Genomic DNA, 14,837 nt, shown 5'->3' on the forward strand with positions numbered 1-14,837 from the left:
GGATGATAACAGGTTTTCCTTTTAAAATTCTTGTTTAACTTTTTTATTAAAAACTGTCAATTGAACCTTTATTCTCCTTTAACTTCAGAGGTCCTCTGCGATTCCAGACCAGGTAAAACATATTTAGGTTTACCTGGATCTCCAAAACTCCAAGCCGGAAGTTTTGCAAATTCAGCTTTGAATAATTTTCTTGCAGCTTCAGCTTCAGGACTTCCCTCACCTTCTGCTATCGATTGTATCTCCTCAATATCTTTTACCAGATCATAGAAGCGCCCGTCATGATAAAGCTTATATCTATGGTTTCTGAAGAACCTTGCAGATTGTTTGTTTATCTCATTACTATGTAAAGGAGAATAATGGCAGAAAATCCATTCACGCGGTTTTCCCTTTTCTCCTTTGATTTGTGGAAATATGCTTTTTCCATCAGTATCCCATTCCGTTGGTACTTTAACCTGAACAGCATCAGCTATTGTAGCAAGTATGTCTGTAAAATCAACCAAATCATCAGTTTCATGAACCTTATATCTGTTGGAGCCATAATTAACAATTAAAGGTACATGATGCCCTCTATCTAAAGTAAGTCCTTTTCCCCCTTTCACATATGAACCATTTTTCATCTGTGTCACAACAGATCTGCCTGTACCATTGTCTCCTGTAAAAATGATCACAGTATTTTCATACAAACCAAGATCTTTAAGCTTCTGAATGATGCGACCTACATTTTTATCGGTGTAGGCAACCATATCTCTGAAATTCGCTGTATCTCTTTTGTATCTTGCTTCCGCTCCTTCTTTCCAGCTTTTACTATCAGGAGTAGGTAAAAAAGGATCATGCACCAGAGCCATTGGATAGTAGGCAAGGAATTTATTATCCTTATTCTTTTCTATAAAATCAAGGATATAGTTTGTAAAGATATCAGGACCATAAACATCATCTGAACGACTTAATGTTTTTCCATCCTGCTCTATCAACGCATTCGCATAACGCTCTCCCTGCTCCCTGGAATAGACAAGCTGCCACAAGCAATACTGATCAAAGCCAAAGTGAGCGGGTAACTTATTGTTAGCTCCTAATTGCCATTTACCTGCAATACAGGTCCTATATCCTGCATCCTTTGCCAGATGTGCAAAAGTTTTCTGTTTAGGATCAAGATATCCGAACTCCACATAATTCTTATAGTTATACTTCCCTGTCATAATCTGCACTCTTGAAGGTGTGCAAAGAGGCTGAGAGAATCCATAATTGAACTTCAAACCTTCAGAGGCTAGCTTGTCAAGATTGGGGGTATTATAAGTACCACCATAAGTACCCAAACATTCCTTACCCATATCATCCGCCATGATAAGAATAATATTAGGAGTACTTTTTTTCTTTGTCTGAGCTGAAGCATTGGTGAATGAGAACAATACCGCAATCAGCAGAAGAATTATAAATTTAAATTTCATTTGCTTATATTATGTTAAAGTTTATTCTTGATGAACATACCAAGGATTAGCATTTGTTGGGATTGGAGCATTTACCTGCTTTCTCCATGTATCTAATTTTTCATATAACTCCTTTGCTTTCTCTGGATTTTTTTGCGCAAGATTATTAGTTTCTCCAATGTCTTCTTTGATATTATAAAGCTCTATTCTTTTATCTTCATAAAACTCAAGAAGTTTATAATCTCCGGATCTGACAGCACTTACCGGCCTTGTCCTGAAAGGATCTCTGTTCCTTTTATCTGCTGAAAACCCTTCCAGATAAGCCGGGAAATGCCAGTAAATTGCATCTCGCGTTTTATAAGATTTGTCAAATAAAATGGGTGCAAAACTTTGTCCGTCTAGCTTAGATTTTGTCAGAGGCTTAGTAATATTGGCTACCTCAAGCAGTGTAGAGTAGAAGTCAACTCCGATAACAGGTATTTCAGATTGCCCACCTGCTTTAATTTTTCCCGGCCAGCGAACGAATAATGGTACTCTAACTCCACCTTCATAAAGCATTCCTTTTGATCCTCTTAATGGATATTGATAAGTTGCACCACCATATCCTCCATTATCCGAATAAAAAATTACAAGAGTATTTTTATCAAGATTTAAACGCTTAAGGTTTTCAAGTAGCCTTCCAACTCCCTGATCTGCGCTTTCGATCATGGCTGCATAAGTAGGATTGTTATGGTACTCTGTTCCTTGCTTTGCCTTATATTTTTCAATCAATGAATCTTTAGCTTGTATCGGAGTATGAACAGCGAAGTAGGACAGATAAAGGAAGAAAGGTTTTTCTTTATTTCTATTGATAAACTTAAGTGCTTCATCCGTCAGGCGGTCTGTTAGATATTCACCTTCTTTACCGCTATCAATACCTTCAAAAGGCTTCTTGTCTTTCTTCATGGAATATGGATAGAAATAGGATGATGTTCCTCCGGCGCCTCCTATTACATAGTCAAATCCTTGAGATTTCGGATCTGTATTCTGACTTTTTTCTCCTAACTGCCATTTGCCTATCAATCCGGTGTAATAACCTGCATTCTTAAGCTCTTCAGCAATCGTCACAAAAGAATTAGCCAATATTGTATTATTCTTTACAGGTATTAATTTTCTCTGAGACGAGTCTCCTCTTTCTGCTGTACCAACAGTATAGATTCCATGTCTTGGAGTATAAAGACCAGTCATAAGAGAACCTCTGCTTGGAGCGCAATTGGGACCACAGGAATAAGCCTGAGTAAATCTGATACCTTCAGAAGCAAGTTTATCTATATTAGGAGTCTCATAATACTTGCTGCCGGCGGCTACATCCGTCCATCCAAGATCATCCATATATATGAATAATATATTGGGTCTACTTTTCTGCGCCTCTGCAAATTCAACGTTGATTCCAAATAGAAAAATCAATGTCAGAATAATCATGTATTTTATCTTCATAAGATTATAATTGATTATAAATGGCATTCAACTTTTCAGAGAATGCCTGTCCGATTAAATAATTGATAGTGGTGAAAATTTACTTCCAAAGATCGTTTTGCACTAGCTTTGGATTTAAGTCTATCTCTCTTTGTGGTATAGGATGCAGATAATGCTTTTCAGATGCATTTGTTTTGCCTACAGCATGTAGTGCAGTTACCATTCTCTTTGTTCTTATCAAATCAAACCAGCGCTGAAATTCAAACATAAGTTCCAATCGGCGTTCAAGGTAAACGGCCTCCCTGAAGCTACTTTGATCCAGACCTGAAAGAGGATCCAGACCGGCTCTTTTTCTAACTCTGTTAATTGCATCATAAGCACCTCCAGGTCCTGATACTTCATTTACTGCCTCTGCATATATTAAGAGCACCTCAGCAAAACGTATAACAGGAACATTTCTCGGTGATTCTGTTGGATTAGCAATTGTAGAATGATCGAAGTATTTAAAGAATCTGGGTTCGAATTTGTATACTTTACCATTGGAAGGGCTTACAATCTCTGTGAAGAATGTTACATCCCGACGTTTATCATTTTCAGAATAAAGTGCATAGGTAGATGGAAGCATTGGTTCATCGGTACCTGCAGCAGCTATTCCCGGAATTCCAACTGGTGTAGCTGATGAAGCCAAACGATTCCCTTGTCCGTTTACAAATGATTTAAATTGAGCTGAAAATATATGTTCTTTACCATTCTTGGTTTCAGCTTTGAATACATCCGCATAGTCTTCAAACAAATCGTAGCCGTAAGGGCCATAGATTACTTCCAGAGATTTTGCTGCTGCTTTTTCCCATTCTTTCCTTGTCAAATAAACCTTGGCAAGTATAGACTTTGCGGCTCCGCCCGTTGCTCTGCCTGCATCAGCTCCCCCCATTACAGGAGGTAGCTTTTCAGCATCGGTAAGATCTGCAATAATTTGAGTATAGATTGTTTCTATCGGAGATTTAGCAACATGAATTGTAGATCTATCCAACGATGTTACTTCATGCAAGACCAATGGAACTTCTCCCCAAAGTCTTACCAGATTGAAATAAAGTAGGCCACGTAAAAATTTTGCTTCATTTACAAGTCTCACCCTCAATGTAGCATCCATTTCGATTAATGGAATGCGATCAATAGCTATATTCGCTCTGTTGATGGCTATATAATGCTCTTTCCATAGTTCATCTATTCTATCGTTAGTTGTGGAATGATTTAATACTGCAATTGATCGAACATCGGCATTGGTTACTCTCTGACCCGCAATAGCATCATCCGACATGATCTCAAACCCCAGATGCATTAATCGGTTGTACATGGTAAGACCTCCATTATTCAAACCTCCGTTATAAATGCTATTTACTGCTGCTATAGCGTGTTCCTGGGTTTTATAAAACTGATCCGCTGTAAAAACAGATGCTGGTTTTTCGTCAAGTTTCTTGCACGAAACAATTGCTGCTATCAATACTAATATATATGTATAATTTAATACCTTCATAGACATAAACTTTTCTGTGGTCCTTTTAACTTATTTAATTCTAAATACTTTAAGCTTTTCGATTGATGTAACACTTAAAAGGTTACATTCAAACCTACCTGATAGGATTTACTATTCGGATAAACACCATAGTCAACCCCTTGTGTAAGCGTGCTCTGTTCATTTCTGCTCACTTCTGGATCAAAACCAGTATACTTAGTCCATGTCATAATATTCTGAGCTGCTATATAAAATCTTACATTTCCGAAACGGGTTTTATTGATCAGGTTAGCAGGCAACGTATATCCCAATACAATATTTTTAAGCCTTAAGAATGACGCATCCTCAACATGTCTGTCTGATACGATAACTGCGGGATCTTCAAAAGCTTTTGGCATAGTGGCGCTAGGATTAGAAGGGGTCCATCTGTCTAACGCTTCCGTGGATGCATTTTGCTGACCGGTTAGCTGCTCCAATTGTTGTCTGTTTTGATTGAATACCTTATTCCCGTAAGACGCATAAAAGAATATGCTTAAATCAAAATTTTTGTAATAGAAATTATTGGTTAGCCCTGCAAGGAATTTAGGCTGAGCATTTCCTATTACTACACGATCTCCATCCTGAGTAATTTTGCCATCACCATTAATATCTGCATATTTAATACTACCAGGCGTAGACTCACCTGTCTGATAAATACCGACAGATTTATATCCGTAGAAAGAGCCCAATGATTGTCCCACTTTGGCAATACTCTGACCTGAAATGATATACTCTACTCCGTCTCCCAAACTTTCCACTTTATTTCGATTCATTGAATATATAAAGCTGGTTGTCCAGTTAAATTTTTCTGTTTTAATATTCTGAGTTGACAATCCAAGCTCTAAACCTTTGTTAGATACAACTCCATAATTCTGAAGTGCCGTAGACTGCCCTGTAGTATAAGGTATCGGAACATTTAATAACAGATCACTGGTCTTCTTGTAATATGCATCTATTGTCAGGTTAATTTTGTTATTTAAAATAGCTATATCAACACCTGCATCATACTGTCTTGTCCTTTCCCATGTCAGATCGGGGTTACTTATCCTGTTTGGAGAAAACCCTATAACCGTCTGATTATTGAAAAAATAAGTATTCGTAGAAAGTGTTGATAAAGATTGGTACAAACCAATCTCTTGGTTACCGGTAATACCTCCACTTAACCTCAATTTAAATGTGCTGATATAGTTGCTTGATGCCAGGAAGCTTTCTCTGTTTAAGTTCCATGCAAGAGCTGCTGATGGGAAAAAACCCCATTTATTATTCTTTCCGAATCGGGAAGATCCGTCCGCTCTACCTGTAACAGTCAGATAATATTTTTGAGCATAAGAATAATTTATTCGGCCAAGAAATGACTGTAATCCCCAATCTGCAGTGTTGGATGTTGGTTTTAAATATATTGAACCTGTTGAAAGATCATTATAAGTTAAATCATCTGAAACAAATTGTTGAGATCCTGCAGTAACGGCTTCACTTTTATAGTATTGCTGCGTAAATCCACCAACTGCATTAATACTATGTCTGTTGCCTATAACTGTCGAATAGTTCAATGTATTTTCATTCAGCCAGGTATTCACAAACTTAGAACCGATAGAAGCAGTTCCCGTACTGTTGGTATTGGCTCCCTGATAGATTGTTGAAGGGATGTATAAATTTTGCTTATTATTGATAATGTCTGTACCTAACGATACTCTGGCTGTTAAGCCTTTCATCAATGTATAGTCTCCATATACATTACCAAGCAAGCGGAATGTATTTGTCCTGTTTACTACATTTTTCAAGGTAGCAATAGGGTTACCTATCGGAGTTTCAAATGCACTTTGATAAGTATACTTTCCATTAGCATCTCTTACCGGAACCGTCGGAGGCATTAGCAGAAGGAATCTTACAATATTATCATTTGCAACTTGAGCGCTTGTCTGACTTCCTGTGAGGTTGGTTCCAACTTTAAACTTTTGAGTAAAATTATGCTCCAGGTTCAACCTTCCTGAATAACGTTTAAAGTCTGTATTTTCAAGGACACCATTTTGTTTGTAATAATTTCCGGAGATTGAGAATCTCGTCTTTTCATCACCACCCCTGAATGTAACCTGATGATTCTGAAAGCCCGCTTCTCTGAATGCTTCTTTTTGCCAGTCTGTTCCACCGGACATACTGTCTATTTGTCCCTGTGTATAGTAAGGCGTTTTACCCGAGTTTATTCGAGCATCATTTTTCAATTGAGCCCATTGTTTTGCATCGGTCAGTACATCAATTGTATTAATGACTTTAGAAACCCCATAATAACTATCGTAAGAAACGGTATTCTGTCCTGCTTTTCCTTTTTTAGTTGTTATAATTACAACACCGTTAGCTCCCCTCGCTCCGTAAATGGCTGTTGCAGAAGCATCTTTAAGCACATCTATGGATTCGATATCGCTTGGGTTTAAACTAGCCAAAGCATTGATACTACCACCTGAGGTCACACCTGCATTAGCATCAGAATTATCGTTATAAACCGGAAATCCATCTATTACATACAGAGGTTCATTTCCTCCGTTTATTGAGTTTCCACCTCTAATCCTTATGCTAACTGCACCACCGGGTTGTCCTGAAGACTGAGTAACCTGTACACCAGATACAGAACCTTGCAAAAGCTTATCCACTGAGGTTACAGGAGTTTTCAGTACTTCTTCAGAAACTGTTGCTACAGAACCTGTCAGATCTGACCTTTTTTGCGTACCATATCCCACAACAACAACTTCATTTAATAATGAAGAATTTTTAAGCTTAATGGTAAGATCCTCTTCCAATGATTCGTAGATCTCCACCTCCTTTTGTTCATACCCTGCATATTTTACAACAAGTGTAAATGGAAAAGGATGAGTTGTGGTAAATTCATAATTCCCGTCAATATCGGTCACCGAGCCCTCTTCAGTGTCTTTGATTTTCAGAACAGCACCTACAAGAGGTTCACCAGTCTTATCATCTGCAATCTTGCCTTTGAGGACTTCCTGAGCACTGGTAACAGTGTGAATTCCCAAAATGACCAAAATAAAAATTAATGTTTTCCATAGCTTCACATTAGTAAAATCAACCATCTTCAATAAATTAAATTAACAATTATCTGATATTCAATATTCACGATAAAGAATACTATACAAAGTTAATAGACTTTGCAGCCTTAAACCAAAGAAGGGGTAGCTGTTTCAGGAATTGATACCACCAAAAAATAAAAAATCTAAAATTATTGGAGTTAGGAATTGATGAAGACTTTACAAATCAAACAGATGAAACTTCATATTGAAAGTAAAGTAAATGGATATCTTACCTATAATCCGAACGTAGCATAAAGACAACAATCAAGACTTGAAAATACTACCAAATTAAACCCAATTCTGCTAGAACAAATGAATTTACAATTTAAAAAAGCTCTACTAACCAAAGGTATAAGATAATATATTGAAAGTTAAGAAAGAGGATAACCTACCTATAAACTGTAAGATTAATCTTAACACTAAGATTATGATAAATGTCTAAAAATATCTGTCCAAAAAAATATCCCATCCTTCAAGTACATAAGCTCAAAGAATGGGATAGCTTAAAATGACAAGAGCAAAGCCTAAGACACTTTACTCACATTATTTTCTCTATTTTCAATTTTCTTTTCAATCCAGCTGATGTAATGACCGCGGTAAGTGTCCCTCATGATCCACCAGTCCTGCTTTCCCAATTTTCCTCTGCAGGCAGTACTTCCGCAAAGGCACTTTTTAATTTTCGAGCTTTCAAACTCATTCACTATAAATGTAGCATAATCAATAGTGACCTGCTCTCCTCTTTTAATAAGCCTTCTTGCAGCAACATCATCATCATTGATCATCCATGCATTGGGATTACAACTATGGTTGATAAAGTAATCCATCTGAGGAGTGACATCTTCATTTTCAAAAGGACCTACATATACAAACTCTTCAATCTCTGTAGAATATTTTTCAAAGGTAGTTTTGTAGGGTTGAGGAAGTGCATCGACCTCTTTTCTTGTTAGCCTGACACAACTGTCATTCCAGTTGCTGAAGATAATCTCACCAGGCTCAATATCTTCTTCTGCAAAAACTCCGAAAAAATCCGTGTCCAGCTGCTTTTTAAAAAGTTTCCTATTGTACATAAAGTTTATTTTACCTGGAAATGAGTTATAAATCAGACCTAATTTTAAAAAATTAAGACTTTGAGTATTCAACTTTTGACCCATGCAACGTCAATATAAAAAAGTTATAAATCATTATAATTAAGATATATATTTTAAAATTAAATAAGCTATAAAAATGTTTAAATTTTTTGGGGTTGTAACTCTTCTTTTTCTTCGATCCTTTCGAATCTCGACAGCTTAAGCCCATACAGCGCGATGTAGAAGTAGCAGACAATCACAATCAGGAATGCGATTTTATAACTCACATATGAGAAGTTAATTACATTAAACGGAATGATAGCTCCTCCTACAATAGACATAATAAGAACTGACGATCCGTCTTCAGAAAATTTTCCAAGTCCGTTTACACCAAGTGTAAATATGGCTGGGAACAGTATTGAATTAAACAACCCAACTGCCACTATCATCCAGAAAGAGATTGTTCCCCCGGTTATCACCGATAATACAACCAACAGAATAGACATTCCCGCGCAAATTCCTACAGACTTTCTAAGACTAGTCTGCTGCAACAAAAAGCTGCCCACAAAACGACCAACCATTGCAGCTCCCCAGTAATAGCTTACTGTATCTTTTGAAAAATCTGTCAGGTAATTCCCCAATGCCACTTCTGCTCCTACATACGCAAATATGGCAAAAGCTCCCAATCTAAGCTGAGGGAAGTGCATTACGTGACGTCTTCTGATCTGAGGCATCTTATTCGCCGGTTCAACTCCGGAGGTGTCGATCTGCGGTATTTGCACAAAAAACAGATATATCGCATACATTGTCATTCCAATGGCTACAAATAAATATGGATAATGTACATAAGGTGCTTCAATTAAAAATCTGTCAGCGCTTGAAATAATATTCTTGGTCTCTGAAGGAAGATCAATCATCATCCATAAAATTGGAGACGCAAGGATTGGGGCAAGAAATGCTCCAAGTGAATTAAAAGCCTGCATCAATACAAGGCGACTAGCGGCAGTTTTTATATTCGCTTTTAACAATAAGTTTTTCCATAATACAATGTAAAGATTAGCTCCTACCTGTAATATTGTAATACCGGCTGCTTGCATAAACAAAGCAGCAAGAAAGCATTCAAAATTTCTGAAATAAACTGCAAGAAAAAAGGTAATACATCCTAGACAGGACAGGACCCAACCTACCATGATTCCTTTTTTATACCCGATTTTTGAAATGAGATTTCCGGCCTGCAATGACACCACCAGATAAGTAGTAAAGAAAGTAAGGTTAATAAGTGTAGAAAGTGAATAATTTAAGTTAAAAATGTAGGCCAGATAATCTTTATAAACAAAATTAAGATTTGTGATAAAGCCCCACATTAAAAAAAGAACGCCAAATGAAATTAATATTTGCAGGTTCTTACCTTTAAAACTATTACTATTATTTTCCATTAATTTTCTTTAAGATCAAAATTTCAAATGGCTCCAACTCTACTGCTATAGTTGAATCGTTTTCTTCTGTTTTTACTTCTAAAAAATTGTTGTTTGAATTTGAAGAAGTGCTTTTGATTTTTTCGAAAGCCCCAACATACCTTTCCTTCTCAGGTCTTACGAGTCCCTTTATCTTTTTGTTTGAAGAAAAATTACAAATAATCAGCATCAATTCAGACTCATACGTTCTTGAAAATGCTAATATACTTTTTTTATTACCGTATTTTACTCCCTTTGTTAATTCAAGAACTTCCAGGAGTTTGAATCCACCTTTGCTTAACGCTGGAAATTGCTTTCGTATATTACTAAACTCCTGAATTTTTTTGAAATAAAAATTATCCTGCAAAAACAGGTCTTCAAATTGATTATCAAGCGCAAACATGGATTCTCTTACTGCATTATCTGATTTCCCACGACCATCAAGTCCTTGCTCTGTCCCGTAGTACAAGCATGGAATGCCTGGAAAGCAGAACAAAAATCCTATTCCAAACTCAAATTGTTTCTCAGAAAGGTCTGCTGCAAAACGCTTTTTTACCTGCTGCCCCAACTGGTCATGATTGTCTAAGAAAGTAACCTTTGACTTTCCTTCGGAAAGTTTCTTTCTATGATTCATTAACTTTATAAACTGATCAGGATATGCATTCCCTCTTATCATTTCGGGCAATATGAAATGAAGAGGAAAATCTATTACAGCGTTCAGCCCTGTGATTTCATTTAAAAATTCTTCTGCCAGATCATCTCCCGATGCCACCTCCGCAAAAAGAAAAAAATCCTGATGTCCTGCTTTCTCTGTATAGTCTCTTATACTTTCGACAAATTGCTTTAAGGCTGGTATTCCAAAATGTTTAGCAGCATCGATACGGAATCCATCCACTCCGATTTCCTTTATCCAGTAAGTATATATTGACGCTAATAATTCCAAAACTTTGCGAGCTTCCGGTGAATGATCATTTCTGAAGCTTTTCAACTCAAAGATGTCCCCTTCCAATGTTTCAGGGTATTCGTCAAAGTTGATGATACTACCTCTTCTGTTGTATAAACCAGGGTTTCTTAATTCTATTGGCACTGGCCACTCCCGTGACTTCCAGGCCCCAAATGTATAGACCTTACCTTTATCATATGTAGCAGAAGGTTCTTGATAGGACCAAATATCTCCAGAGTGATTCACCACCACATCCATAATTACTCTCAGATCTTTTTTATGACATTCATCAACCAATAATTTCAAATCTTCAAGAGAACCAAAACGAGGATCTACCTTTAAAAAATTCCTGATGGCATACCCATGATATTTGTCATCGTTCTCGAGAAAAGGACTTAACCAGATAGCAGTACAGCCCAAGGCTTTTATATAATCAAGTTTGAGTAGAACTCCTTTGAGATTACCACCACAAAAGGATTTCAACTTTTCTTCATCACCAAAACCAGTTCTTGAATCAATTGATGTTCTGTTCAAGCCATCATGAAAGCGATCCAGCATAATGAAATAAATAATCTCATCATCCCAGCTTCTGAAAATTGCCGATTGCTTACGAGGCGACACTTCTGAGTCCAGCTGTGTTATAGAAATTATCTTATCCATTTTGCTCCCAGGAACATCTCTCTAGGTTCCAAGTATTTTGAGTGAAAGTAATACCTATGCTGATAATATAAAACATCAGATATCACTTTTTCCTAATTAAAATTCACAAGAAAAAGTTATGATTTATTGGCAAGATAGAGCTCAATATTAATGAATCTTATGATAATGTTCTTAATTATAGTCAAAAAAAAGCGGGTTAATTAACCCGCTGTAACTGATGAAAGTGAATTGAATGCAAATCTATCTTTAAATTCCAGTAAGTCTTGTTTCAGATCACTTTCCTGTATTTTATAATACGCATCCAGCTTTGAATCAGGGTTTACCTTTAATTCTCTGAGTGCAAGGTGCTGATTGATAAAAAGGAATTCAAGATCAGGGTATATTTCTTTCAAAATATCTACCAGATCTAATATTTCAACATTCTTATCAGTGAGGTTATAGATGTCAGATGGCACTTTTAATGTTCTCAGCTGAACCAATGCATCCACAACTTTTTTCACATGTATAAATGACCTTGCTTGCTTGCCTGACCCATGAATGGAAATTCTGTTGTTAAAATTCGCGTCAAACATAAATCTGTTGATTACAGAATCAAAGCGAATTGCGGGTGTATAACCATATACATTTCCACCTCTGAGGATTACGGTCTCGATTTTTTTACTAAGGCGTTGTACATGCTGTTCGGCCCTTAGTTTTGAAATACTATAGAAGGTTTTAGGATTAGGCTCAGTAGATTCATCTGCCAGGTTTTTAGAAGAACCATAAACTGAAGTACTACTCAGGTAGATAAATTTTGAAACCCTTTTTGTTTCTTCTACTGCATAAACAAGCTCTGCCGTTCCCCAGTTATTAACCTGCTCGAAGAAGTGAGAATCAATATTGGAAAATGGAGTAGAAACTCTTGCTGCGAGGTGATATACGACATCTATATCTTTCAGAACTTTTTTAATTTTTCTGGTATCCAGAATATCTCCAAACTCAAACTTCACTTTATCTCCTGCAATTCTGTTGCTGCTGCTGGTAAAAAGATTATAGTTTTCTCTTCCCAAATTATCATAAACGATAACTTTCTCAACATTCTTATCCTGGCTAAGCTGATAAACCAGTTCTGACCCAATATAGCCAGCCCCACCTGTTACTAATACATTCATTGCTTATTTATTAAATCCGTATTTAAACCACATTCTGTTTTCTTTAAGCCGAACCATCTTCCCTCTCTCGAGTAAGATTCCAGATCAAACTTTCTTGTACACGGCTCACAGCCTATACTTAGATAACCTTTGGCCTCAAGGGGATGCCTTGGCAATTTATGTTCTTTGATGTACAATTCAATCATCTTTGTTGTCCAGTCCAGCATAGGATGGAAACGAATTGTATTATGTGGGGCACTCTCCTCAATCTTAAAAGCCTTCCTCACGGCACTTTGATCTCCCCGTACTCCATTAATCCAGACATCCTTTTCAGCTAATACCGGCTCCAGTGGCTGGGTTTTATTCAGGAAACAGCAAAAATCAGGATCTGATGCAAACAGTAATCGACCATTAGCATCTTTTTGCATATGGCGAGGAGTAAACGAGCTTACTTCCTGAATATTCAAATTCATTAATTCCGCCAGTTGATCTCTGTATTCTACAGTCTCAGGGAAATGATACCCTGTATTTATAAAATATACAGGTATTGTGTTGTCAATTTTGCTGAGAATATGCAAAAGAACAATACTGTGAGTCTGAAAAGAAGAAGTCGTGAACAACTTCAGATCCTTCTGAAGATATTCGTTTATCTTAATTTTTATTGATTCTATATCCACGGCCAACCAAATTTTATTCTGTGAATTTAGGAATTACCAGCAACTAAAAGAATTTTATTGAGGTTTTTTTTATAAAAACCAAAAAAAATTCTCCAATAGAAGCTTATGAAGATTTATTAGAGTATCTTTATGGATCAAAGTAGATACAATTAAATTGATCCAAAACTAACATTTCGTTAAAGATAGGAACAAATTCACGTTTTTCCTGATTCCTGGATTCCCAGATTTAAATTGTAGTTATTTTTGCGTAAATTCATATAACTGTTAAACATGAAAACTGCCGTCTACAGAAAAGAACATTTTAATGCCGCTCACCGGCTATTTGTTCCCGAATGGTCTGAAGAAGACAATGACGCTTTATTTGGAAAATGTAACAACCCGAATTTTCATGGACATAACTATGAGGTAATTCTTAAGGTCACAGGAGAAACTAATCCTATAACAGGATACGTTATAGACATGAAATTTTTAAGTGACCTGGTGCAGGAGCATGTAATTAAAAAATTTGACCACAAAAACCTGAATCTTGATACTGAGGAATTTAAAAACCTCAATCCAACTGCTGAGAATATTGCGATGGTAATCTGGACAAAACTCAGGGATAAAATTGATAAAAAGTACGATCTTAAGGTAATTTTATATGAAACAGAAAGGAACTTTGTTGAATACCCAGCTGATTAAAGACCTGACTATTGAGGAGATTGGAGACGATCATGTGCCTGGGTCCTATGAAACACCATTAAGATCAGATGCCTTTGAAATGAGCGATGAAGTTAAAATGCAGCTCATTGAAAACCATTTCAGAGAAATTATGACCATTATGGGTATGGACCTTAACGACGATAGTTTAAAAGGTACGCCCAAAAGAGTGGCTAAAATGTTTATTAAGGAGGTATTTAGCGGTCTGAACCCAGAAAACAGACCTAAAATAAAACTCTTCGACAATAAATTTAAATACAATGAGATGCTTGTGGAAAAAGATATTACCTTTTATTCATATTGTGAGCATCACTTTGTACCTATTATCGGGAAAGCACACGTAGCTTATATCAGTTCGGGCAAGGTGATAGGGCTCTCTAAAATCAACAGAATAGTTCAGTATTATTCAAAAAGGCCCCAGGTCCAGGAAAGACTTACAGTGCAGATTGCCAATGATCTAAAAGAAACACTGGAAACTGAAGATGTTGCGGTGATCATGGATGCAAGTCACCTTTGTGTCGCCTCCAGAGGAGTAAGTGATACCAGCAGTAGAACAGTGACAGCTCATTATTCCGGGAAATTTAAGTTAGAAGCCGTTAAAGCTGAATTTCTTAACCATACAAAACAAGTTTAAGAAAGAATCTAAAAAGGAGAAATTAAGCGTAAAACTTGTTTCTCCTTTTTATTAATAATATAATT

At 36.6% G+C, this 14,837-nt stretch carries 11 protein-coding genes; 2 read left to right on the top strand and 9 right to left on the bottom strand.

The features are described 5' to 3' along the window. Positions 1 to 68: 68 nt before the first annotated feature. From MYP_RS11070 to MYP_RS11110, 9 genes are all read right to left on the bottom strand, one after another. The gene (locus tag MYP_RS11070) at positions 69 to 1,445 is read right to left on the bottom strand and encodes a sulfatase-like hydrolase/transferase (RefSeq protein WP_052430106.1); all 1,377 of its coding nucleotides are present in this window, start codon (positions 1,443 to 1,445) and stop codon (positions 69 to 71) included. Positions 1,446 to 1,466: 21 nt separating this feature from the next. After that, a complete protein-coding gene (locus MYP_RS26570; protein WP_045463864.1) occupies positions 1,467 to 2,900 on the bottom strand; it encodes a sulfatase in 1,434 nt (477 codons plus the stop codon). Between the two features lie 79 nt (positions 2,901 to 2,979). Then, positions 2,980 to 4,413 (bottom strand): RagB/SusD family nutrient uptake outer membrane protein, encoded by a 1,434-nt coding sequence (locus tag MYP_RS11080; RefSeq protein WP_045463057.1) that lies wholly within the window; start codon positions 4,411 to 4,413, stop codon positions 2,980 to 2,982. A gap of 74 nt (positions 4,414 to 4,487) precedes the next feature. Continuing rightward, the gene (locus MYP_RS11085; RefSeq protein ID WP_045463058.1) at positions 4,488 to 7,511 is read right to left on the bottom strand and encodes a SusC/RagA family TonB-linked outer membrane protein; all 3,024 of its coding nucleotides are present in this window, start codon (positions 7,509 to 7,511) and stop codon (positions 4,488 to 4,490) included. 521 nt (positions 7,512 to 8,032) lie between these two features. Continuing rightward, the gene (locus tag MYP_RS11090) at positions 8,033 to 8,575 is read right to left on the bottom strand and encodes an SET domain-containing protein-lysine N-methyltransferase (protein ID WP_197060061.1); all 543 of its coding nucleotides are present in this window, start codon (positions 8,573 to 8,575) and stop codon (positions 8,033 to 8,035) included. 161 nt (positions 8,576 to 8,736) lie between these two features. Continuing rightward, a complete protein-coding gene (gluP, locus tag MYP_RS11095; protein WP_045463064.1) occupies positions 8,737 to 10,011 on the bottom strand; it encodes a glucose/galactose MFS transporter in 1,275 nt (424 codons plus the stop codon). Continuing rightward, positions 10,001 to 11,632 carry an alpha-amylase family glycosyl hydrolase gene (locus MYP_RS11100; protein ID WP_052430107.1) on the bottom strand — a complete coding sequence of 544 codons (1,632 nt, stop codon included), beginning with the start codon at positions 11,630 to 11,632 and terminating at the stop codon, positions 10,001 to 10,003. The genes gluP and MYP_RS11100 overlap by 11 nt, the downstream gene beginning before the upstream one ends. A 200-nt stretch (positions 11,633 to 11,832) precedes the next feature. Beyond that, positions 11,833 to 12,783, bottom strand: coding sequence for an NAD-dependent epimerase/dehydratase family protein (locus MYP_RS11105; RefSeq protein ID WP_045463067.1), 951 nt, complete (start codon positions 12,781 to 12,783; stop codon positions 11,833 to 11,835). Then, entirely contained in the window at positions 12,780 to 13,439 is a 660-nt protein-coding gene (locus tag MYP_RS11110; protein WP_045463070.1) for a phosphoadenylyl-sulfate reductase, read from the bottom strand. The genes MYP_RS11105 and MYP_RS11110 overlap by 4 nt, the downstream gene beginning before the upstream one ends. Before the next feature lie 270 nt (positions 13,440 to 13,709). Between MYP_RS11110 and MYP_RS11115 the strand changes: the two genes are divergently transcribed. Then, complete coding sequence (locus tag MYP_RS11115) at positions 13,710 to 14,120, top strand: 6-pyruvoyl trahydropterin synthase family protein (protein ID WP_045463073.1); 411 nt, start codon at positions 13,710 to 13,712, stop codon at positions 14,118 to 14,120. Beyond that, the gene (folE, locus tag MYP_RS11120; protein ID WP_045463075.1) at positions 14,080 to 14,772 is read left to right on the top strand and encodes a GTP cyclohydrolase I FolE; all 693 of its coding nucleotides are present in this window, start codon (positions 14,080 to 14,082) and stop codon (positions 14,770 to 14,772) included. The genes MYP_RS11115 and folE overlap by 41 nt, the downstream gene beginning before the upstream one ends. The last annotated feature ends 65 nt before the right edge of the window (positions 14,773 to 14,837 follow it).

It is taken from the genome of Sporocytophaga myxococcoides (assembly GCF_000775915.1).
In the GTDB taxonomy this organism is placed as follows: Bacteria; Bacteroidota; Bacteroidia; order Cytophagales; family Cytophagaceae; genus Sporocytophaga; species Sporocytophaga myxococcoides_A.